The sequence below is a fragment of the Desertivirga brevis genome, from assembly GCF_017355835.1.
Window position 1 is genome coordinate 185,112 of record NZ_JAFEWF010000006.1, and the last position, 22,307, is coordinate 207,418.

Annotated in this window: 28 protein-coding genes; 13 read left to right on the forward strand and 15 right to left on the reverse strand. The window is 42.8% G+C overall.

Translation table 11 applies throughout. The features are described from left to right. Positions 1-33: 33 nt before the first annotated feature. The 3 genes from J4N25_RS16075 to J4N25_RS16085 all read right to left on the reverse strand — a co-directional run bounded on the left by J4N25_RS16075 (position 34) and on the right by J4N25_RS16085 (position 2,110). Positions 34-411 carry a hypothetical protein gene (locus J4N25_RS16075; RefSeq protein ID WP_207422809.1) on the reverse strand — a complete coding sequence of 126 codons (378 nt, stop codon included), beginning with the start codon at positions 409-411 and terminating at the stop codon, positions 34-36. Between the two features lie 125 nt (positions 412-536). After that, entirely contained in the window at positions 537-1,406 is an 870-nt protein-coding gene (locus tag J4N25_RS16080; RefSeq protein ID WP_207422810.1) for a hypothetical protein, read from the reverse strand. 32 nt (positions 1,407-1,438) lie between these two features. Further along, entirely contained in the window at positions 1,439-2,110 is a 672-nt protein-coding gene (locus J4N25_RS16085; RefSeq protein WP_207422811.1) for a hypothetical protein, read from the reverse strand. 105 nt (positions 2,111-2,215) lie between these two features. Between J4N25_RS16085 and J4N25_RS16090 the strand changes: the two genes are divergently transcribed. The 6 genes from J4N25_RS16090 (at position 2,216) to J4N25_RS16115 (ending at position 4,082) form a co-directional block, all read left to right on the forward strand. After that, a complete protein-coding gene (locus J4N25_RS16090; protein WP_207422812.1) occupies positions 2,216-2,488 on the forward strand; it encodes a hypothetical protein in 273 nt (90 codons plus the stop codon). Between the two features lie 84 nt (positions 2,489-2,572). Beyond that, the gene (locus J4N25_RS16095) at positions 2,573-2,980 is read left to right on the forward strand and encodes a GntR family transcriptional regulator (RefSeq protein ID WP_369410868.1); all 408 of its coding nucleotides are present in this window, start codon (positions 2,573-2,575) and stop codon (positions 2,978-2,980) included. After that, positions 2,922-3,296 (forward strand): hypothetical protein, encoded by a 375-nt coding sequence (locus J4N25_RS16100; protein ID WP_207422814.1) that lies wholly within the window; start codon positions 2,922-2,924, stop codon positions 3,294-3,296. Before J4N25_RS16095 ends, J4N25_RS16100 begins: the two co-directional genes overlap by 59 nt. Next, complete coding sequence (locus tag J4N25_RS16105) at positions 3,280-3,474, forward strand: hypothetical protein (RefSeq protein ID WP_207422815.1); 195 nt, start codon at positions 3,280-3,282, stop codon at positions 3,472-3,474. The genes J4N25_RS16100 and J4N25_RS16105 overlap by 17 nt, the downstream gene beginning before the upstream one ends. Positions 3,475-3,506: 32 nt before the next feature. Continuing rightward, positions 3,507-3,806: a hypothetical protein gene (locus J4N25_RS16110; RefSeq protein WP_207422816.1), complete on the forward strand. Its 300-nt coding sequence runs from the start codon at positions 3,507-3,509 to the stop codon at positions 3,804-3,806. A gap of 12 nt (positions 3,807-3,818) precedes the next feature. Further along, positions 3,819-4,082: a hypothetical protein gene (locus tag J4N25_RS16115; RefSeq protein ID WP_207422817.1), complete on the forward strand. Its 264-nt coding sequence runs from the start codon at positions 3,819-3,821 to the stop codon at positions 4,080-4,082. A gap of 27 nt (positions 4,083-4,109) precedes the next feature. Here the strand turns inward: J4N25_RS16115 and J4N25_RS16120 are convergent, their stop codons facing one another. The 10 genes from J4N25_RS16120 to J4N25_RS16165 form a co-directional block, all read right to left on the reverse strand. Further along, a complete protein-coding gene (locus tag J4N25_RS16120; protein ID WP_207422818.1) occupies positions 4,110-4,322 on the reverse strand; it encodes a hypothetical protein in 213 nt (70 codons plus the stop codon). A 41-nt stretch (positions 4,323-4,363) separates the two neighbouring features. Beyond that, positions 4,364-5,098 carry an Rpn family recombination-promoting nuclease/putative transposase gene (locus tag J4N25_RS16125; protein WP_207423150.1) on the reverse strand — a complete coding sequence of 245 codons (735 nt, stop codon included), beginning with the start codon at positions 5,096-5,098 and terminating at the stop codon, positions 4,364-4,366. Positions 5,099-5,351: 253 nt separating this feature from the next. Continuing rightward, complete coding sequence (locus tag J4N25_RS16130) at positions 5,352-5,543, reverse strand: hypothetical protein (protein WP_207422819.1); 192 nt, start codon at positions 5,541-5,543, stop codon at positions 5,352-5,354. Between the two features lie 430 nt (positions 5,544-5,973). Next, positions 5,974-6,738 (reverse strand): hypothetical protein, encoded by a 765-nt coding sequence (locus J4N25_RS16135; RefSeq protein ID WP_207422820.1) that lies wholly within the window; start codon positions 6,736-6,738, stop codon positions 5,974-5,976. After that, positions 6,693-7,352: a hypothetical protein gene (locus J4N25_RS16140; RefSeq protein ID WP_207422821.1), complete on the reverse strand. Its 660-nt coding sequence runs from the start codon at positions 7,350-7,352 to the stop codon at positions 6,693-6,695. Before J4N25_RS16140 ends, J4N25_RS16135 begins: the two co-directional genes overlap by 46 nt. Before the next feature lie 759 nt (positions 7,353-8,111). After that, positions 8,112-8,330, reverse strand: coding sequence for a hypothetical protein (locus J4N25_RS16145; protein WP_207422822.1), 219 nt, complete (start codon positions 8,328-8,330; stop codon positions 8,112-8,114). Beyond that, positions 8,314-8,583 carry a hypothetical protein gene (locus J4N25_RS16150; RefSeq protein ID WP_207422823.1) on the reverse strand — a complete coding sequence of 90 codons (270 nt, stop codon included), beginning with the start codon at positions 8,581-8,583 and terminating at the stop codon, positions 8,314-8,316. The genes J4N25_RS16145 and J4N25_RS16150 overlap by 17 nt, the downstream gene beginning before the upstream one ends. Before the next feature lie 4 nt (positions 8,584-8,587). Beyond that, positions 8,588-9,049 carry a DUF5675 family protein gene (locus tag J4N25_RS16155; RefSeq protein ID WP_207422824.1) on the reverse strand — a complete coding sequence of 154 codons (462 nt, stop codon included), beginning with the start codon at positions 9,047-9,049 and terminating at the stop codon, positions 8,588-8,590. Positions 9,050-9,146: 97 nt separating this feature from the next. Continuing rightward, entirely contained in the window at positions 9,147-9,767 is a 621-nt protein-coding gene (locus J4N25_RS16160) for a DUF6266 family protein (protein ID WP_207422825.1), read from the reverse strand. Between the two features lie 52 nt (positions 9,768-9,819). Beyond that, a complete protein-coding gene (locus J4N25_RS16165) occupies positions 9,820-10,461 on the reverse strand; it encodes a DUF6266 family protein (protein ID WP_207422826.1) in 642 nt (213 codons plus the stop codon). 16 nt (positions 10,462-10,477) lie between these two features. Here J4N25_RS16165 and J4N25_RS16170 point away from each other — a divergent pair, with 16 nt between their 5' ends. The 3 genes from J4N25_RS16170 to J4N25_RS16180 all read left to right on the forward strand — a co-directional run bounded on the left by J4N25_RS16170 (position 10,478) and on the right by J4N25_RS16180 (position 12,868). Next, entirely contained in the window at positions 10,478-10,648 is a 171-nt protein-coding gene (locus J4N25_RS16170; RefSeq protein WP_207422827.1) for a hypothetical protein, read from the forward strand. 341 nt (positions 10,649-10,989) lie between these two features. Next, a complete protein-coding gene (locus J4N25_RS16175) occupies positions 10,990-12,513 on the forward strand; it encodes a GntR family transcriptional regulator (protein WP_207422828.1) in 1,524 nt (507 codons plus the stop codon). 28 nt (positions 12,514-12,541) lie between these two features. Then, positions 12,542-12,868, forward strand: a complete 327-nt coding sequence (locus J4N25_RS16180; protein ID WP_207422829.1) for a helix-turn-helix domain-containing protein — start codon at positions 12,542-12,544, stop codon at positions 12,866-12,868. A gap of 815 nt (positions 12,869-13,683) precedes the next feature. Here the strand turns inward: J4N25_RS16180 and J4N25_RS16185 are convergent. Continuing rightward, entirely contained in the window at positions 13,684-14,250 is a 567-nt protein-coding gene (locus J4N25_RS16185; protein ID WP_207422830.1) for an SUKH-4 family immunity protein, read from the reverse strand. Positions 14,251-14,608: 358 nt separating this feature from the next. On the opposite strand from J4N25_RS16185, the gene J4N25_RS16190 reads away from it, so the two are divergent. Then, positions 14,609-15,472, forward strand: coding sequence for a HEPN domain-containing protein (locus tag J4N25_RS16190; RefSeq protein ID WP_207422831.1), 864 nt, complete (start codon positions 14,609-14,611; stop codon positions 15,470-15,472). A 150-nt stretch (positions 15,473-15,622) separates the two neighbouring features. Here the strand turns inward: J4N25_RS16190 and J4N25_RS16195 are convergent, their stop codons facing one another. Beyond that, positions 15,623-16,567 (reverse strand): Rpn family recombination-promoting nuclease/putative transposase, encoded by a 945-nt coding sequence (locus J4N25_RS16195; RefSeq protein ID WP_207422832.1) that lies wholly within the window; start codon positions 16,565-16,567, stop codon positions 15,623-15,625. A gap of 1,522 nt (positions 16,568-18,089) precedes the next feature. On the opposite strand from J4N25_RS16195, the gene J4N25_RS16200 reads away from it, so the two are divergent. From J4N25_RS16200 to J4N25_RS16210, 3 genes are all read left to right on the forward strand, one after another. Next, entirely contained in the window at positions 18,090-18,515 is a 426-nt protein-coding gene (locus J4N25_RS16200) for a hypothetical protein (protein ID WP_207422833.1), read from the forward strand. Next, entirely contained in the window at positions 18,512-19,009 is a 498-nt protein-coding gene (locus J4N25_RS16205) for a nucleotidyltransferase (protein WP_207422834.1), read from the forward strand. Before J4N25_RS16200 ends, J4N25_RS16205 begins: the two co-directional genes overlap by 4 nt. Positions 19,010-19,128: 119 nt before the next feature. Continuing rightward, positions 19,129-22,266, forward strand: coding sequence for a DUF6298 domain-containing protein (locus J4N25_RS16210; RefSeq protein WP_207422835.1), 3,138 nt, complete (start codon positions 19,129-19,131; stop codon positions 22,264-22,266). Positions 22,267-22,307 lie beyond the last annotated feature (41 nt).

Sequence of the window (22,307 nt, forward strand, 5' to 3'; positions counted from 1 at the left end):
GTTTTGTGGCCATTTGATTATAGGCTGCTTAAATTATCCTTTCAACCTATTTTTTAAGTAATATTGGTTTAACCAATCCCTTTCTTGAGTAGCAACCTCCGGCAACCGTTCAATTTGTGAGTAATTTTCAATTTCTTTTAAACACGCTTTGGTCAGCTCTTTATCGGGTGTTCCATATTCTAGTATGAAATGTGCAGTCCAGAGTTGAACCAAATACTGCCCTTCCATTAGATAATGAGAGAACTCCTCCTGCAAATTACTTTGGAAGTAAAGCAGTGCTATTTCTTTAAGTCTTGTATATTCGGGCAGGCTTTTACTCTTTTGATCTCCAGGCCTTATGCCGGAAAAATAGTTAGCCCTACAACCCCAAAGAAATACAGATTTACTTTTAATTTCGTCTATGCTCATCATAACTTATTTTACCGAAATTACGAGGATAGTACGGATTTTGAAACGTTAATTACCATATTTGGTAGGTAATTTACGCCTTGGCATCAAGCGCCGTCCCCTGGGCCAATCGTTTAGGCTAGTATTTGCTAAATTATCTCCTGCATTGTTATAAAGCACGACCTTCTTTCAAATTCAGGAGTTCCTTCCTCCCCGTAGAGATAGTTATTGCCTTTATTCAAATAGATTCCATCGATCGTGGCATTGTGTCCAAATTGGCTTCCACAATAGCCCTTAGTATAGTTAATATAGACGAAGCCTTTATAAAAAGTAACTTTGAACTCGCAATTATCACTTTCAGGAATATTGTAGATAAAATTATTACCGTAGAAGGGGATCGTATCTTTATCCACTTCTGCAATGTTTGGTCCTCGGTCAAGGTTTGTAAGAGACAAAATATGGATGGCAGCTTTTCCTACACCGACTTGGTTAAATTCAAAATCCCCGTTGTACCCGTATTCGCCATACTGGTAATGATAATTCCCACTGAGCTGGTTAGGATCAGGTTTGATGGAAGGATTGTTTATCACCGTGTCCTTCGGTAGAAGGTTCATCTGTAACTCCTTTTTGGTTTTTGGTGAAAACCAACTACCTTTAAACACATTTTCTTTCGGTATCCCTTCAATGATACCTGTTATCATTTCCGTTTCGTCAAACTCTAAAAGTCTGTACTTATCATCCTCTTCTATTGTTCCTAACAGCCTAATTGGTAGTTTAGCTCTCGTGTTTAAATACGTAATCTCTCCAATAAGGAGATTACTATCCCTTTGGTAATGGATAAAGATCGGTGTTGTGCCATTTAAGTTCCCAACCCAACAGATCTCTTTGTTAAGCAAGTTTTTTTTATTGGCTGTAATAACTGCCTGTTTAGATTTTACAATACTGGAATTACTGATTTTTTGATCATAGTTGTTGCAGGAGAGGAGTGACAAAGCAAGGGCGTAAATAATAATTCTCATTGTTAAAAGGATAATCTGTTGGACCCATACATTCACTCTACAGATGCAGTTTGCCGTTCAAATACCTTGATTCCTGTAATCCTCAAGTCACTCCACTTGTCCCATAATCTCTCGGAAGCGAAAAGTCCTCCAACAGGACTTAATATAAGATCTGATTTTATCATTTCTTTCTTTAGGCTTATATGCTCAACAGAAATTAAGGCATCGATCTCCTTCTCCTGTTGGAATTCTTGGTAATTGTTAATATTCAAGTATTTCTTGCCTAAGATGTCGGATCCTCGGTAAAAGGAGCTTTTTCTGAAATTTATGACGTCAACGTCTGAGTATGTCATCTGAAGCATAAAGAAGTTGTTGGGTACTTTATCACCTCTGCTGTCGAAGAGACTGGTCTTATAGAAACGGCAATTTGGCAAGTTGAGTTGGTCAAGCACAGCTTTCGCCTTCGTGCTTATAATAAATTGAAATTCTACTAGCTTAGGACTGTAGCTGATAACATCTGTAACCTTTGCTTTTTTTAAAAATTTCACATACTCGAATTCGAAATTCTCAGCAGGTGCCTGGTATTTATTAAGCTCATAAGATGTGAAACGGAACTGACTTTCAAGGATATTATAGGCTTCGGAATTTAAAAATGACTTAGGAATTATTTCACATTGATATATCCCATTTTTAACCCCAATTATCTCTGGGTCACTAGTTGTCATAAGTTTTAGATACTTCATTCAAATAAAGCTTGTTGATTCGGATATCGTTTTAAAGATAGTATTTTTTCATGCTATCAATCGTGCTTAAGCAAAAAAGGTCTTAGCATGCAAACTAAGACCTTTCCAATTTTTATCATCTCTCTTTATTCCCCCTCCACAGTTGCTGCCGAGACCGCCGAAGCTACCAACCCCGCAGTTACAAGATACCCTGCTGCGGTAGTAATGGCTACAGGTAAGGCAATTGGTGCTGCTAATACTGCTGTTCAAGCGGCTCCAAGAAGGAGGCCTATTTTCTTGACTTTCTTGAAAAAGGCGGGACTGGGTTCTTTCAGCCTGGTTTTGATGTTAAGCTTTCTTTTCATGTTCCTGGTATTTTAGTAAACGGTTTTCTAACTGCTCGATGCGAAACAACACAAGACCTTATCATTAAAACTCAACAAAGAACTGCCTCTTGTTCCCCAGATCGTTGATTACCTCAATGAACAGATCAAGAACGGTGTGTTACTACCCGAAGAACAACTTCTGCCGCCCAAAAAACAGGCGCCTTTGTTCAAGGTGAGTCACTATACGGTAAGCAGTGCATATGATATGATGACAATTTCGGGACTAATCTACAGGGTACCTGGACAAGGAACTTATGTAAGTCCTGGTGAGCCAGAGCCTCTCCGCGATATTCAAAATATTCTTAGCCATAAACCTTCCTTCAAGTTCAGACCTTTATCTAAACCTTCGGATGACAAAGACGATTCGCTAGCCTGGTTACAGGTGGGCCTTGAAAGTCCCGAATACAAGGATTTGAGGGATATTGAATTTGCAAGAAAATATCAAAAATGCAGTATGCTCCTGCTATGCAAAGAAGGGTGGGAATAAGACAAACGGACCAGAGCTAAAATCATTGCTGGTATCGCTGGTGAAGCAAAGAGGATTGCTAATTGATAATAACCAGCTCATCTACTCCGTAAAAGATGACTTCACAATCCTACAGTTGCTGCATACCCTGCTATTAAAGGGAGACAGGGCCGTGATGGTATCTAAAGTTGACGACCTTTATCACCGCCTGCTTGTCAACCTTAAACGAAAGGTGTCTTTTACAGGTTCTGATGATGCGGGAATGATCACTGCTAATCTAGAGCAGATTTGTTTGCAGGGAGATGTAAAGTTGGTGTTTGGTGCGGAGCAGGGTTGATTATGAGAGAGGTGTTGCTTTGAGCGAGGAGAGGAAACGACATTTACTGGAACTTTCTGAGCGCTACAATTTTGTGATCCTTGAAATTGATGATTACCCTGATTTATCGTACAGTAATGACACAGTCCCTCTAATTGCCAGAGCTGAAAAGCCCAGGGTGATCTATGCAGCTCTTTAACGGTAACTCTAAGTGCTGCACGAAACTTCAGATTGATCATAGCCCCAGCCACTTTTATTACAAGGTTGAAACCTGGCCAGGAAGGTTTAGGAGCAGACAAGGACTTAGCCCTGGAGGCAAGCCTTAGAAGTTTCATGAATACTCTCCAGCAGCCGCTGCACGTTAGAAAATTCAATAATAAGTACAGGCGATCGATGAGTTTCGTGCTTGAACTGATTAACTCGTATTTGTCGGGCTTTGTTAACTATTGTCCTCCCACAGCGGGGTTTGGTATTTGGCTCAACTTCCATAAGCCGGTATTAAAGGAACGTGTGGAGTCTATTTTACCATAAACACTCATCACCATGCATGACCGCACACGCATTGTTAAACTCGTTCATCAAGTAGTTACCTCCTGCAAAAACCTGGAGGAAAAAATGGACAAGATAATCGATCATCACAAACAGCAGGTGCCCCAGACTCAAAGTTTCACGAAAGACAGATGGTTAAGAGCCTCTGAAGCTGGCAGGATCATTAATCAAGACCGGAAAACCATTGTGAAATATGGAGATGATGGTCTGGTTGAACGGCGCTCTTCCATTCTTCCTTTTTCGATTAATAATTCGTAGGTACTAGGCATAAAGAAGTGCGAAGGCTTATTCTAAGTTTTCAATTTCCTCGATAGAGAGGCGTGTAGCGATAGCAATCTCTGCGACGGCCATGCCAAGGTTTTTTAAATAAAGAGCTGTCGTGCGTTTTTCTGCTTTTTTTTCAGCTTCCGCTCTGGCGCGTTCTTCCAGAAACAAGTGTTCAAGTCTGGCGCGCTCTTCCATTCTTCCTTTTTCTAATATTAATTCGTAAGTACTCATAACATCTTCCTGTATAGATGACGGTAATTCCTGTCTGGATGCTACTTCAATTTTTCTACTTGTTCAACGGGAATTTCAAGAATATCCGCTACTATCTGCACATTAAAATTACTTTGAAGCATCCTTTTTGCACTCTTGAGCTTTTCAGCCTGTTTTTCAGCTTCAACAGCTCTGGCGAGTTCAGCTTCCGCTCTGGCGCGTTCTTCCTGTAGCAGACGTTCCAGCCGGGCGCGCTCTTCCATTCTTCCTTTTTCTAATATTAATTCGTAAGTACTCATAACATCCTCCTGTATAGATGACGGTAATTCCTGTATTACTTGCTTTACTTGTTCCTCGGGAAGTTCCATTCTTCCCAGAAAGTACAACAATAATGCCTGCTTTAAATCGTGACTGCCTTCAGCTAGTCCTATTGACAGCACCGCTGTAAAGTTTCCTTGTAGCCAATCCTTATCGAAGCTGTACTTCAAAATAAGTAACGAAGCAGCCAAAAACCGATTTTCAAGGCCACGTAAATCCTTGTCGGGCAGCTCCGGCAGGTTGTGGTAAATGTACTGAAAATCGGGAATATAAGGAAGCAGTTCCTTTTGTAGGTCCCCAAAAAGTTCTGCCGACGTATGGTATTCCCACTTCTGTTTTCCGTGATAGAACAAAACCGGAATAATGGGGCTGAGCTGCTTGCTCCCTTGCTTTACCTGTTGCAGATAGCCTGAGTAAAGATAACTCCCAATTTGTAAGGGCGTGTATTTATCGCGATAGCTCTTGTGCTCTATTAGCAGGCACCTCTACCTTAGTCCGACTCCCGGCAATGTGGCAGGAGTAAACGACATCGGAAATGCTCCGGCGGAGCTCTCCTGATACTTAACTACACGGCTGCTGTTGAAGGGTGGAGAAGTCAAGCTTTTGTACAAGATGGTCAGGTAGGGTGGTAATCTTGATCCAGACGTGTTGGTACAAAAACCTTCACTAACGAAACTCTCAGACGAAGGATCAAAGCAGCCTGAAGGTTCTTCCTGGCCAATAAAAAACAAATTATACCATCAGGAAAATGCAGCGGAGTGTATAGAATATAATTATAAGCTCGCTGAAGGTTTCCATCAAGCCGCTGGTCATTCCCTTGATAACGAGAAGAACACCATCAGTTAATTCCTGCTCAATCAGGCGATGAAACAGGCATATACGACTCTGATCCGCGTATTTTTGGGCTATCGTGCAGATATTCATAACCTAAGTCGCCTGCAGGATATCCTCGGTGTAAGCTCTTCAGTCTTGGCTCTTTAGCCTATCTTACACCGAATAAGATCTGAGACTTTCACATATAAATAAGAGGTTATAACTATAGTAATAATTGAAAAAAGAAAGTTTGGAAGATTAATACCAAAGGTACTCATTTGTATTCCAAGAATAAAAAACCATGTAATGATTGCGGAAAGTAAGAAACGATAGCGCTTGTTGGTATTACCTATAATACCTAACACAATAAGCACTAGTCCTTCAATAATAGTAATTGGTAAGGCGAATTCTTGTGCACTTGCACGACTTGGATTATGGAGAATAATACCGAGGTATAGATAGCTCAATAGAGTTGCCACTAAAGCAACAAATAAGCCTGCTACAACAATTATAGCGAATAATTGTACAATATTTTTGATTACTAGCATCCCATTCTACGTTTTAATTCTTCTAAAGTAATTTGCCCAAAAATATATTCCTGCACATCTGCCCACTGTGGTCGGGAAATTATTTCGTGCTGACTGTAGTAACTAGCTTGGCCACCACTGTTGTTTATAAATTTAATCATATTTTCCTGAACATTTCTCCAAAGGTTGTCAGCAGCATCAAAACCCGCATGCCCCATATTCCCTAACGCAAATTGCCAGTCCCAAGTTCTGTCAACACCCATAATGTAGAAAGTAAACTCCTCCGAATTTGAATTTTTAAACACACCAAATTCTCGATTTCCGGCCACAGGATGTTCGTAATCTAATGGTGTTTCTAATGTGCTGAAATTGAATCTCGTTCTTGTTTCATCGCTATGATATTTGGAAAGGATTACTGAGCCCCCATTTAACATTGCTATGTGAATCACGGATCCGACTGACTGCTCAAATGGTTTGTTCCATTGCACTGCATCGCTAAAGCTTCCATCTTGATATGGGTAGAAGCCAACTCCAACTTTTGTTATGAAGCTATTAATGTTCATTCTGAAATACTCTGTCAAGCTTCTAGCAGTAAGACCTGTAGGTAAAGATTGAATCCGAATTGGAAAATAGTCCATATTGACTGCTGCACCTGTGGCAGAAGATAAATTCTGCACATTGAAATTATCCCATGGTAAATTTGGGGCTAGTTGTTTAACAAGATTAAGCCTATCTAGAACTTCCTGCGAAGGGGAAAAGCTTCCAACTCGTTGGTACATTGGTCCAGCCTGCTCAATGGGACAAAAATTTTAACATCACAGGGAATTAAATAATATGGATCTGCAGCGATTTTAGAACTTATTACGCTTTTAATTGCACTAATTGATCCTGCTGGGGCCGCTAAGCTTACCCCAATTGTTGTCTGCCCATTGCCCGAAATGTATGATCCCCCAGTAGTAATGGTAACATCACAAATTGTAGTTGTTTCTACACTTCCAGTATAGACCCAGTCAGTACAAGTTTTTTCTGATCCTGAATACCAGCAGGTTCTTGAGTACCAATCAACAACTTTAGTTCCACAATTTGCCCCTCCACCTCCTCCGCCGTCATTTTCAATAGGCTCTTCAATTGGTTGGGGACGAAGCGAACTAGTTTTATTTTTCTTATTCTTTTTATAATCTGATGGTATGCTAAAAGGTGCATTTCTATCGAAGAAAGGCTTTTTAACGATTGCTTTACCCACAATTTTTCCTAATTCATATTTCCAACCATTTACAAACTTGTTGTTCAATGTAGTAAAGATCACTAATCCTGAAAATGTTGAAGTTTTATGATTATAGGTATTATAACTTATACTATCAGCCGACATTTGGTTTTCTGGGATAATACGCATCAATGTTGATTCAAATCCGCCGGTTAACTTATCTTTCAGAATTAAAAGCCGTGTGAGGCCTCCTGTAGCTACTTCATCAGAAACTATCTGTCTGCCAAATACATTATTTGTTTTGAACGCTAGATTTTCATCTTCCTCTATAGGGACTTCAACAATATTATAGGAACTATCCGATTTTACAGAGGCAATTGGCCAAATAGGGGTTAGTTGTTGATTCTCATCGTTACTGGTAGTTGAAACTTGAATTTTAGATTTCCTACCATTGGTTATTGTTTCATAAAATAAGCGGGCTTCATTTACCGTGATTGCCTCTGCTGTATTTTGTACTTGAATAGGTTCTTTCTTACAGGTTATTCAAGAGAAAATTACTGTCATAATAAACAGTATCTTTAATAATTTATTCATGTAATAAGGTGATTTAGATCCAATCTAGCTAATAGAGCTCCGACTTGCAAATACTTTCCCTGAATTTACATCAATGGTCCTATTTACGTGATAAAGAATACTAGATATTACACGTATTAGTGTTATTTTTTTTCCTGACGAGGGGCAATTATGTGGCCGATATTAGAGTTTTTCGTGATTTCGTACCGAGGCTTCGTTTTTCATCTCCGGCGATCTTTCACTCGCAAGGGGATTCCCCAATGTATGACCGGGATAGGCTTAAAATGACGAGCCAACTTCTAGTTCAGTCCTTCGATTAAAGGTTAAAAAGGACAAAAGGCCTTCATTAGGTGCAGAGGCCTTTTGTTTGCATTATCATTCCCCCTCCACTGTTGCCGCCGACACCGCAGAAGCAACTAATCCCGCAGTTACAAAATACCCTGCTGCGGTAGTAATGGCTACCGGTAGGGCAATAGGTGCTGCTAGTACTGCTGTTCCGGCGGCTCCCAGGAGTAGGCCTATTTTCTTGACTTTCTTGAAAAAGGCGGGACTGGGTTCTTTCAGCCTGGTTTTGATGTTAAGTTTTCTTTTCATGTTCCTGGTATTTTAGTAAACGGTTTTCTAATTGCTCGATTCGCTTTTCGTGAAGGTTGATGCGCTCGGCAGTGCGACTGCTTTCCGACTGGGTGTTCGCCTTGATCAGCTCGGTATCCAACTTGATCTCTGAGAGGTTCAGCTCCATCTTCTGCACATCACTATGCAATTGCCGGGCGAAGAAGGCGATCAGGGAGAACAGAACGGATAAGACGCTACCAAGCAGAAGGCTCATATTGATATCTATCTGCATGATTTTAATTTAAAAAGGTTTGTAAATGATTGATCACTTCCAGTTGGGCATTTCCGGAAGCAATCATTTTCAGAAGGATAGGATACGCTTCTCTATAAGCGAAAGCAGATTGCTGTACCTGGAAGTCTCCTTTTACCACCGCCCAGGAGTGCCCCGTTAGCGGACAACCGGCTGTATCAGTAATGTAATTGCCAACATGGATGAATACCAGACTGAAGTTGGGAATACCGGAAATCTCCAGCATTCCTTTATGAAGGCCTGCATAGCTCTGCTTGTACCGTTGGTTCATACCTGCAGTGGTATTTAAGCGGAGTTGATACTTGCCTTCGGGAATGCAAGTGATCCCCCGGATTTTTTCTTTGCGGATGCTGTCTTCTAAGAGGAAGCACTGGAAGATGCTGTTGATATAGAGGTGGCTGAGGGTACTATTCTTCCCCGCGGCCACGCGGATGATTTTAATTGACATGAGAATGGAAATTTGGCACCTCACCCTATCCCTTCCGATAAATCGGAACAGGTCCTCCTCAAGGAGAGGGGAAAGCAAAGCGCTTTAATTAAATGAATCAGTTTAATTTGATGTACCTGGTTGGAGAGGCATTTTTGCGGTCGGGGCTGAGGAAAATGATATAGGCGTGAAGGGTGCCTTTCAGAAATCCCTCAGGGAGTATCAAACTCAAGCGTTCGTCTTTTTTCAGCGCTGTAGTTTCTGTATGCATCGAAGCCTCCGTTGTTTGGTTGTGGATGCCCAGGAAAAGGCTGCTGAAGTCGGTGGCTGTGCGGGTACGTTTAGCTTCCCATTCCAGGTGCAATACGGTTCCTTCCAACCTTGATTTCAGAATTTCCGGTGCTGCAAGGTTTCCCTGTGACAGTTTCACCTCCTGGTAAAGAATCTCTACTGTATCATTACATGCAATTAAGGAATGATGATAGAACCAGCTACGAGCGCAGTCGTATGGGGCTTTCTTCATCGTATCTTTCCAAACCTCATTGATCAATCCCTTAAATGGAAATAAAAACCTCTCCATTGTTTGGAGCTTCAAGCTGTTCAGCACCTGTGCCGGGCTTCGCTCTTTCTGTTTATCCGGCTTTGCCCGTATGTAAGGTTTGCGAGTCTTCCCATTGCAAAAGACCATGTCGCGGAACGATCCGCTGGGGATCCAAAGATTGCTATTTAATTTTGCCATATCGGTTGAAATAATGGCTGTCCCTGCACGGAGCTGGAACAGCCTGGTTTAACTATGCCTCGACAGTTACTACTCCTACGTAAATGCTTTTACTGATCTTTTCTCCTTTTGGAGTACTAAAGAAAAGCCATACATGTACCTCATCATTAGCAAAAGATGCCGGTAAGCTTACCTCTGCGGTATAATCTGAGCGTAAGAACGTGTTGTATACTGCAGCTGCTTGTCGCTTTACATCATAGATAAGGATGTTAACCTTGTCTGATGCTTCGGCCGCTTCGGCTACCCCTGGTTCTACCCAACTAACCTGGATCTTTGCTTCGGGAAGAGCCTCTACTTTAGCATCCAGGCAGGAAGTAAGACTTCCGGTGCTTAATGTAATAGCTGGATAATCGATGCTCAGGTCGGGGAATACTCCGGTGATCGCATCTTTGTTAACTTTTACAGCTACATTCACTGCTGTTGATCTGCCTGTGTAACTGTTGCTAAAACCGAGGTCGACCACTTTCTTGATCTGCATGATAAAGTCCTGCAGCATTTTAAACCTCGTTCTTACCTCGACCTGACTAAGGGTTGCCTCTTTGTTGGATCCCTTAGATCCTGCACGCAGGTAATTGATGTCTCGCCAGCTGCTGGCCACCATGTTTCCTAGTTTACCTGATAAACTTCCGAGAGGGTTGTTCTTTAATTCTGCCATTTTTTTAATTTTTAAAATGAAACCATTTGTTCTGCTTCCTCAGGCGTCCCCTCAGAAGCTTTCTTTTGCCCGTTGGTACCGTGGTGGACAGAACAAACGTACTGTGACTGAGGCCGGAAGAGAATTTAATCCCCCATTTTTCCGAACATTCCCGGATATTCCTGTTCGTTCCCTGATAATTCCTTAAAGGGTGCCCTGGAGGCTCCCGCTTCTGACCTTCTTCCTACATGCTTCGGATCTGGTGCGGTCTGCTTCCGATCAGTTGCTCATCACTTGCTGATAACATGCGGCTTCAACGCTCCATATCAGCGCCTGAACGGAAGCTGATGGCTAGAGATCCGAAGGGGGTAGGTAGGAGATACTTCCTGAAGGTGTAGCGTATGACCTTGGAGAGATGGATTTGCCTGGCCTAAATAGGTCTGCAGCAACAAACTACAATAGGTCACCCTTTTGAACAATTAGCTTAAATAGATTTGGGTTAAGTATCAGAGTTTATAATAATTTAATAAATAATTAACCTATTCTAAGATGAAACACAATTTCACCGAAACCTTACCAAAGAACTCCTTGAAACGGGAGAATGCCAGGATCAATGTGCTGAATAGATTTAGATGGATCAAAGCTTTGTCGCTCCAACTTAATAAGCAAAAGCGCATCCAACCTCAAATAACACACCACATCAAAGATTTGATCTGCAGTAAAATTTTGTCCGCAGGGGATCGCTTACCTCCAATACGGCCATTTGCTGATGCACTATCCATCCACCATAAAACCATAGAGTCTGTTTATAAAAATTTAGCATGGCAGGATTTTGTAGAATTTAGACCCAAACGCGGAACCTACGTTAAAGGCTGCACCTCTGGGTGTATTAAGGATATGAGGAAAGCTCTTAACCAAAAACCTTCTTTCCTCTTTAAAAATAAGCGACAGGCTCGCCGCCCTTTAGAAAATAAAGGCAGGGCATGGCTTGAACTGGGAAGTTTTTCTCCAAGCTCTGATGACCTCATGGACGAGAAGTTCGCTAATTTCTGTTATGATGCCATGAGGTTTTACAGTACGAGATCTGGTGGGAACAAAAGCAAAACCATCGATCTCCAGGAGTCATTACTGAAGCTTATAGAAGGCCGGTCAATGAGAGTAGAGGAACCCCAGTTCTTATTTACCAGACACGGAAAGGCTACCGTATTTGAGGTATTCCGTAGCCTTATTTATGATTCAGATTGGGCTGTAATGGTATCCTCTGCCGACTTACAATATTACCAGGCTTTATCGAACATCACTCATAATATAAGATTTACTGGGGCAGATAACGAGGGGATGAACACCGTCGAGCTGGAAAGTATTTGCAGGAGGAAGAAGGTGAAAGTGGTCTTGCTGCGTGCCTCGGCCGACTATGAAAGTGGATTGCCGCTAAGCAAACATAGAAAGGAGCATTTGCTGCACTTGGCTGAAAAGTATGATTTTGTGGTCGTAGATATCGACGACTATCCCGACTCCTATTATGGCAAGGTTAATTTCCCTTTGATCGGCAAGTCGCATAACACCAGGGTTATTTACATCAGCTCGATCACCATAAGCCTGAATACGTTGGAGAACTTCAAATTGGTAATTGGGCCTGCCGCTTTCATTGCAAGGTTAAAGGTTTTCCAGGAGTTTATGGAGTGTGGCACAGACAAGATCATGGAACGAGCGCTGCATAGTGTTCTTAGCTCTCAGGGGCAGTACCAGAAGGTTAAAAAGCTGAATGACAAATGCAAGAAATGGTTGGGGGATATTACGGAAGTGGTACATTTTTACCCTAAAGCTTTTACGCCTTGTTTAAAATCACTTGCAGGGTTTAGTTTATGGGTCGGTTTCAAGTCTCCTGCACCCAGGTTGCTGGTGGAGCAGGTATTTGCAGGATATGGTATAAGTACCAGGTTTAAAGGGAACCTTAAGGCAGTGAACCTGGCAGGTATCAAAATTGGATTTGCTTCTGGAGTGCCGTCCCAATTGGAACAAGCAATTGCGACGCTCTCCAAAAAACTTCAGGAATATCAATTAACACGTTAAATCTTATCATTAATTTAATCTAAGCAGTATGCACGAAAATACCCGTATATCCAAGTTGATCTATGCCATCAGAAGCGATGTTGAATCAGTTAGGAATGACATCCATATCCTCATAGAACTATTTAAGCAATACTTTCCGCTTTTACCTTTTGGATCCCCAAAAACCGAAAAAGAACTATGGATCACAGCAAGAGCCGCTGGTGAATTAATAAATGTAGACCGTAAAACCATCGAGGCTTATGCAAGGGATGGTAAAATAAGGAAAGACAAAATAAACGGATTATGGCATTACCTGGAATCGGATGTGCTGAAGTATGATAAGAGGACGGAAGAGCAGAAGAGGAAGGGGAGGTAGGAGGGCAATACTACTATGTCTAAGCGGGAGGCTCAGACCAGGGATCGTACCAGGCTTCTTAAAGTTTTTCTGTTTGTAGGTTAAGCTTTTTCTCTGGTTGTAGGTAAGCGGTAGCGGTCCTACAACCAGAACATCTAGGTGTACGTGAGAATTTCTACTATGGACGGAGGGAGACGCTCAGCCCAGGGGAGTGAAAGTGTAAGTAAAAACATGCTATGTAAGTGAATTTGTTTGTCGTTTTCAGACTTTGATTAATAATAAACTAGTTAAAGGGATAATTATTATCTTTTTTCGATACTACATCAGGAAATGTTTAACTAGCATATTGTTGGTCTTTTTCTAAACTATCGGTATGCGTTTTTAAGGAGGATTTAAGTAAGTAGTTATAGAACCCTTACAATTAAAAGCGTCTTTGTCTAATTCCTTATTTAAGTTTTTTGTATATCCTATGTTATTTAAGCAATAATAGGATCTTCTATAATCATTCCCAATTAACATTCCCATTTTGGAATCCGGGGAGATATGTGATGTGAGTGGAGAAGATTGAGGAGTTGGCGGGATTGTAGGTGGCATCCTCCCATTACACTGAGGATGAATAGGCAGGGAGGATAATTGTTTTTCAATTTTTCTTGCTTTTTATTAGCCTGTTAAGTAATTTAGTGCTAACAAATAATTGTGATAAGGTTTAGGTTGCCCTGCTGCTCTCAAAGCGGTAGGGCTTTTTTTATGGGCTTTGCCAGGAACGTAATAAGAAACAATAAAATTTATTATTACTGAAGCGGTAGTAACGACTTAACCGCTAGTTTCCATCACTCTTATCCTCTTGCCTGAAACAAGTTCCACAGCACTTTCTTCCAGAAGGGTCCTTCTTGAAAAACAATGGGACTAATGAGTTTAAAGCTTTCTTCTAACCTAATATATTGTTCGTCTGAAAAATTTGATTCATCATCAGCATCAAGTCCATTTTCGACCGTTATCTTTTGAATAAAGGATTGAAAGGCCAACAGGCATTGAGCTAGTTGTTCAATATTCTCATTCATCCTCATCTTAACCTCTAAATTTTCCTTGTCAACAATTACGAGCTCGTCATTATTACGGGTATCGAAGCAGATATGATCGCCATCAGCAACGCCAAAGAAAACAAGTTGTTGGTGGCCTTCCTTCAGCGGAGACCCATACAATTCTTCAGCAGTACATAGCTTTCCACCTATTGGCCGGAAGCTAAGGAATGGTGGTGCTGATACAGGAAATCCCACCCTCAAAAACTCTTTTGTGCTTTCCCGAAGATTGAAATTTTCAATCTCGCCGTTTGTATAAGTGATCCACTTTCTATAGCTCCCGGCAACTGATTTCCACTGTTGTTTAAATTCCGCTGGTGTCATACAAAAAAATCAAACCTAGTAATTATCCTGAAGAAATTCCTCATCTTTGAAGTGCGAACCCTACTGGAGAAATCCAGTTAACTTTTCTTATTAACAATATGCCCAGGCGAGCAGGCGTAAGTTCTGCATTCTTCCGGTCTCCGGTGGGGTTCGCAGCGACCTGGGCCATTATTTATTTTTCAAGAATGCGAACCCCGAAAAATGAATTAGTAGCAGAGGCACCAGGCTGTCTCTGCTACCGGCCGCTTCCTAACAAGCAGGCCCAAAAATCCAACCCCACTCATTCATTCAATCCTTCACTCATTAAGTCCGTCTCTCATTCAATCCATCACTCATTCACAACGAAAGGAGGGAAGCGATGAGAGTGTTGGATAATCCAGTGAAGTTATTTGCTACCCACAACCTGGAAGCAGAAGACGTACTTAAGGAGCTGATCATTGAACTTGTTGCCAGGACAGACATTGAAAAGGTGATTTGCTTTGCCCGAAGGATCAGCTGCAATACAAGTATCAGCAGCTTCGATCCGCTAAAGGTTAATGCATCTTGCCATTACTTCTTACTTGTAGTTACTGAGAGTATAGAACGGCAGGAGCATTTTTTACAGGATTACGTGAATGTCCATTTCAAATTAGGGAAGGTTACTCTGCTTGCTCACGGAAAGGAAACCGTTGAAAAGGCATTAGAAAATGGAAGCCGCTTCTTTACCTCGGTGTTCAGCCATGGTAGAATACTGTACAGTCGTACTGGGATATTGGAAACTAACGCCCTTCCTGATCTTGATCCAGACCTGCTGGTACAAAAAGCTGCGGAGTGTGTAGAGTATAATTATAAGCTCGCTGAAGGTTTCCATCAAGCCGCTGGTCATTCCCTGGATAACGAGAAGAACACCATCAGTTTATTCCTGCTACATCAGGCCATGGAACAGGCATATACTGCCCTGATCCGTGTATTTATGGGCTATCGTGCAGATATGCATAACCTCAGTCGCCTCCAGGATGTCTGCCTTTGTTTTTGCCAGGAGGAAGAGCTTTACCCGAGGCAAAGGCCAGAAGAACAGCGATTGTTCCAGCTATTGCAGAAAAGCTATTCTGGGGCACGCTATAAGCAGGATTTTGAAGTCAACGAGAATGATGTGCAGAGGATCTATAACGAGGTTGCTGCCTTTATTAAGAGAGTGTACGTGATGTGTGAAGGGAAGATCGAGGAGTTGGCGGGCTTGTAGGGGTTCCCTCACCCCAACCCTCTCCCACGGGGAGAGGGAGTAAAAAAGGCCTCGGCTCGATACTCAATGCCTGGGTCTTGTTACTGGTTGTAGGTTAAGCGTAGCGGTCCTACGACCAGTAACACTCATAACATAGAGAAGTGCGAAGGCTTATTTTAAGTTTTCAATTTCCTCGATAGAAAGGCGTGTAGCGATAGCAATCTCTGCGACGGCCATGCCAAGGTTTTTTAAATAAAGAGCTGTCGTGCGTTTTTCTGCTTTTTTTTCAGCTTCCGCTCTGGCGCGTTCTTCCTGTAGCAGGTGTTCCAGCCTGGCGCGCTCTTCCATTCTTCCTTTTTCTAATATTAATTCGTAAGTACTCATAACATCCTCCTGTATAGATGACGGTAATTCCTGTATTACTTGCTTTACTTGTTCCTCGGGAAGTTCCATTCTTCCCAGAAAGTACAACAATAATGCCTGCTTTAAATCGTGACTGCCTTCAGCCAGTCCTATTGACAGCACCGCTGTAAAGTTTCCTTGTAGCCAATCCTTATCGAAGCTGTACTTCAAAATAAGTAACGAAGCAGCCAAAAACCGATTTTCAAGGCCACGTAAATCCTCATCGGGCAGCTCCCGCAGGTTGTGGTAAATGTACTGAAAATCGGGAATATAAGGAAGCAGTTCCTTTTGTAGGTCCCCAAAAAGTTCTGCCGCCGTATGGTACTCCCACTTCTGTTTTCCGTGATAGAACAAAACCGGGATAATGGGACTGAGCTGCTTGCGCCCTTGCTTTACCTGTTGCAGATAGCCTGAGTAAAGATAACTCCCAATTTGTAAGGGCGTGTATTTATCGCGATAGCTCTTGTGCTCTATTAGCAGGCAAACCTCTACCTTAGTCCGACTCCCGGCAATGTGGCAGGAGTAAACGACATCGGAAATGCTCCGGCGGAGCTCTCCTGATACGTAACTACACGGCTGCTGTTGAAGGGTGGAGAAGTCAAGCTTTTGTACAAGATGGTCAGGTAGGGTGGTACGAAAATAATCCGTAGCCACCTGTCTGTCAGCAAGGATAGCCCGAACAAAACTGTCATGTGCGGAAGAAAGATCTGCCATTTCAAAATCCAATTTATGTAGATGCTATTGCAGCTAAAATGACCTGCGTCATTTCAACAATTTATAAAGGATATTGATGAGGTAATCTGCTTTGCCAGAAGGAACAGCTGTAACACCAGAATCAGCAGCTTCGGTCCGGCGAAGGTGGATGCACAAGCCCATTACTTACTACTGGTAATCACCGAGAGCATTGAACGGCAGGAGCATGTTTTACAGGATTACGTCAATGTCCATTTCAAATTAGGGAAAGTTACCCTCAATTGTTATCCCCAAATCAGCCTTAAAGGCCTCCCGAAAATAAGCAGCGATTTTCTTCCGCCAACTGTGATAAATAGAGCCCCTTTGTTCAGTTCTTGTTCAGTTATCCTACGCTCAATAACCTCAAAAACTGAATTTGACCTGAACCAGAATTGAAGGAGTAATGGCTGAGTTATCACCACGAGTCACAGGTTTTATCCTCTTGCCTGAAGCAAGTCCCACAGCACTTTCTTCCAAAAAGGCCCTTCAGAAAAAATAGTGGGACTAATAAGTTTAAAATTATTTTCTAACCAAATATATTGTTCGTCGGTAAAAGTGAAATTTACATAGGCGCCATCGCCATTTTCGATTGTTATCCAGCCAAGTCTCCGCCCACTTAAACAAAAGAATAGTAAAAGAAAAAGTAAATAACAGTAAAAGCCTTTCAAAAGTATTCCCGAAGCATTCTTAGCAAACAGTAAAAGGCAGGCGAAGGAAAAGCAGCCAGATACCATCACCAACGCGAAATAAAAGGCTAATATTTTTTGGAGTTCTTTAAATAACTCTTATATTCGCTCAAATTGTGATAAGGTTTAGGTTGCCCTGCTGCTCTCAAAGCGGTAGGGCTTTTTTCTGGGCTGGTGCCGGAGTAAGAACTGAATAATTTCAGCCATTCTCTCATTTTTTATTCATTCCTTCCAGTTCTCTTCGGGAATGCTTTAAGACTGGTTCGGAATCCCTACGACTCTCCTCCGACTCTCGGCCGAGTCTCCTCCGACTTAAGCAAAAGAACAGTAAAAGAAAAGGTAAACAATAGTAAAAGAAAAGGTAAACAACAGTAGAAGCCTTCCCGAACCGTTCCCGAAGCAGTCTTAGCAAACAGTAAGAGAAAAGACGAAGAAAAGACGAATAACGTCTATGCCAATATGTGGATTCTCTCGTACTAGTGGTAGGTTAGGCGGTAGAGGAAACCTCGACAGATAATTGATGTACAGGATCACAACAAATCCACAAGAGTACCCGAACAGTTCCACAAGAATTCCACACGTGCAGCACAACGGAAGCAAAGGCTGCCTACAATGTTTCCCGAACCAGTCTTAAAGGGCTCCCGAAGAGTAAGACCAGGTGAGTTCTTCAACTTAACATTCGTAACAGTCTGCAGGATCATTGTCTTTGCTTGAGCTACGAGGAAGTTCTGAGTGCTGCATATGGAGTAGAAGCACTGATTTGCTAACTACGAAATGACCAATATAATTAGTATATTTGTCACGAGGTGAATAAAGTTATGAAGGTTGCCAATTCAGAAAAACGTGTAGTGGTCGTCATTTGGAAGAACAAACAAGAAACGGAAGTTTTTTCCAACTTGAAGAACTTCTGTTTAAGCTATCCGCAGTATAACTATAACACGCTTAGCAATTATCTCAGCAAAGAGAAGATCGCTTACGAAAATGACTTTGTAAAGGTGGAGCGTAAAGTGATTGTATCGAAAGTTAAACCCCAATCGCAGGTAGTTAAGGTCAGGGCAATAGCACCTGTCGTGCGGAAGGTTGCATTAAAAGATGCGAATGATGATGAAAACGACCTGCGTTACTGGTTAAGTCGTCCGGTACAGGAACGCGCTGCAGCAACTACATTCCTGGTAATGCAGATGCTAAAGAAAGGTCAGCGGATGGATAAGACAGTCGTTAATAAAATAAAGCCGATGTCATGACATTAGCCGAAGACTTCGAAGATTTTATTAAATTACTTAATACGCACCAGGTTCAATATATGGTGGTAGGCGGCTATGCATTGACTTTTCACGGTAAACCGCGTTATACTGGAGACCTGGATATATGGATTGCCATATCAGCGGAAAATGCTTCCAGGCTGATCCAGGTTATTAAAGATTTTGGTATGGCGTCGTTGGGTTTCCAAAAAGAAGATTTTTTGAGGCCCGGCTATATTTCCCAGATCGGTTATCCGCCTTTACGCATAGATATTCTGAATGTTATTGATGGTGTCAGCTTTGAAGAAGCCTACCAAAATAAACAGACCATTATTGAAGGTGATCTCCAAATTGCTTACATTGGCCTGGACGACCTGCTGGCCAATAAATTAGCCTCAGGCAGGAAAAGAGATTTGGACGACGTTAAGGCAATCAGAAATATCGTTCCGGAGACAAAAACAAAGGCCCTTAAAAACAGAAAAGGTCCTAAACTTTGATCGGGCATCATACCCTCCCATTTTGCAAGTCTCATCCGGTTTATCGAAATTTGGCCCCAGGATTTCCTGAATATTCCTATAATAACCAGTAAACATTTAGATCAATCAGCCATTTTAGCATGTTTAATAAATTCGCAAGCATAGGCCTTTTTACTATCCTATGCAATGTTCTTTCTACAAACCTGAAGGCTCAGGAAGCGCAGCTTGATACGCCCCGTGTGCGGATTACAGCAACAGGAGATTTAGGTTACACAAAGGCACCCAATGGCGACAGGGTTCCCGACTATTCCTATTGCGGATATCAGAACTCTAATGAACCTATTCCGAATGTTCCGGTGAAGGTTATTGTTCCTTCTATGAAGGGGGATGCAACAAAGGCTATTCAATCGGCTATTGATTACGTGTCTTCTCTGCCACATGGTAAAGCCGGCTTTCGAGGTGCTATATTGCTGGAGAAGGGAGAATTTCAACTTGCAGGCTCTCTGGAAATAAGAGCAAGCGGGGTTGTTTTACGGGGAGCCGGACCAGGGAAGGGGGGAACAACCTTAGTCGCAACAGGTACAGGCAGGGAAACGCTGATCAGGGTGTTTGGAAGAAATGATAGAAAAGCAGAGGCAGCTGTTCCCTTGCAGAACGTTTATGTTCCGGTAAATGCCCTGACCCTGAGTTTTAAGTCGCCCCATAATTTTAAAACCGGCGATAAGATTATTGTAAAGCGGCCATCGACCCAAGAATGGATACAATCGATAGGAGCCGACAAGATCGGTTCCTATGTAAATTACCATTTAACGCATTGGGAGGCTGGTGACTTCGATCAGAATTGGCTGAGAAGGGTAGTAGCGGCAGATCAACATTCTATTACCATCGACCTTCCTCTCAGCAACTCGCTCGACCCGAAATATGGTGGCGGAACTGTTGCAAAATATACCTGGGAAGGACGAATCCGCAATGTTGGTGTTGAAAACCTGAACTGTGTTTCTGCTTTCGACAGCTCTAATCCGAAAGACGAGAACCATCGCTGGATGGCTGTAACGCTGGAGAACGTAGAGGATGCCTGGGTACGCCGTGTCGAAGCAAAGCATTTTGTAAGTTCCGCTGTAGCGGTTTGGGAAACTGCCAGTCGCGTTACTGTGGAAGATTGTAAATCTCTTTCGCCGGTTGGGGAGATAGGAAACTACCGCCGCCTTTCGTTCCAGACATTAGGGCAGCAGGTATTGTTTCAACGCTGTTATGCTGAATACGGCTATCATGATTTCTCGGTAGGCTTTTCTGCTGCGGGACCGAATGCTTTTGTTCAATGCTACTCGTATTTACCCTATAACTTCAGCGGCACGATAGGGGGATGGTCTACAGGAGTACTGTTTGATAAAGTGACGGTTGATGGGGGAAACTTGTTTTTGGATTACCGGGATGTGGATGGACAGGGAGGCGGATGGACTACAGCCAATTCACTAAGCTGGCAGGCAAGGGCAGCGAAGCTTTATTTATCAAACCCTCCCGGAGCGCAGAACTGGGCATACGGAAGCTGGGCACAGGGCTATGGGAACGGTTTTCACGAAAGGCCACATAGTTTTTTAAAGCCCGAAAGTTTCTATTATGCACAGCTGAAAGCCAGAACAGGGAAAGATTCGCCCGAATTGGATAAGATATTGGTCTACACCTCTTCATCCGGCTCAGCTCCCTCACCGGAGCTCGCGGCTCAATATAGCGAGCGTTCAAAGCGGCCTGATCTTACACTGTATACCTGGATCGACTCTATGATTGCCCGTTATCCATTAATATCTAATCTGTCGGGAGCACGAAGGCTGTCTGCGATTAAGCTTCCTGCTAAAGCAAGTCTTCCAAAATCTGCTCCGGCTATACGGCTTTCCGGAGGATGGATTGTAAAAGGGGGTGAAGTATTGGCTGGTAGAAAAGCCAGGACTTCGATGTGGAGAGGTTCAACCCGGCCGGGCGAAATAGCCAATGCAAATTTAAACCTTGTTCGCTTTGTTCCTGGTCGCACCGGTTCAGGATTAACAGACCATCTCGACTCGGTAGTTAGCGAGATGAAGGCTAAGAATATGGTAGCTATGCAGAACTTTCCGGCCTTGTGGTATGAGCGGAGGAGGGATGATCATGCAAGGGCCCGGCGTGCGGATGCTGATGTATGGGCTCCTTTTTATGAGCAGCCTTTCAGCCGCAGCGGTCAGGGGGAAGCCTTTGATCGCCTGAGTAAATACGACCTGACGAAATGGAATCCCTGGTACTGGTCTCGTTTAAAGGAATTCGCGCACCTTGCAGATCAGAATGGCCTGCTGTTTATCCAGGAGCACTATCTGCAGCACAACATTATTGAAGAAGGCGCACATTGGGCGGATTATCCCTGGAGAACAGCGAACAATATCAATAACACCGGCTTTGCTGAGGATCCTGCCTATGCGGGAGATAAACGTATTTACATGGCAGTTGAGTTTTACGATACAACTAACGCGGTCAGAAAGCAACTGCACAGGAATTACATTCGCAAAAGTCTGGATGAGTTTAAGGATAATAAAAATGTGGTGCATCACCTGGGACATGAATATACGGGTCCGCTGCATTTTGTACAATTCTGGCTGGATATCATAGCCGAATGGCAAAAGGAGAATAATAAAGAGGTGATGGTGATGTTACCCGGTACAAAAGACGTACAGGATGCTATTCTTGCAGATCCTCGCCGCTCTGAGCTGGTGGATATTGTGGAAGTTGTCCAGTGGCAGTATCGCAAGGATGGGAGTTTGTATTCGCCTACGGGAGGTCAGAGTCTTACGGAGCGACAGTATGCACGAATTATGGAGGTAGGCGAAACTTCTTTCGATCAGGTTTACCGGGCGGTAAGTGAGTTCCGTCTTAAATACCCCGGTAAAGCAATGGTTTATTCCCGTCAAGGCGGAGAATATGGGAGCTGGGGAGCGTTCATGGCAGGAGGTTCCCTGGCAAATTTACCGGTACAAAACAAACGATTTCTGCAGGAAGCTCTGAAGTTTAGCCCTTTGAAGATGAAGGAGCAGCCTTCAGGAACCTATGTGCTTGGCGAGAAGGCTAAGGGATATATCGTGTTTTCACAGGATGGATTGGTAAATATTAACCTTGACGATGATGCGAAGAAATACACCCTGAATTGGATAAACCCGGCTTCGGGAGAGATGATCTCTAAGGGAACAGTTATTACAAAGCAAGCTACTCTTCAGTCACCTTTTAAGGGGCCGGCAGTGGCATGGTTACAGTTGAAGTAGAGGTGGTAGCGGTCCTACGACCAGTTTGCTCCTGCAGTCGC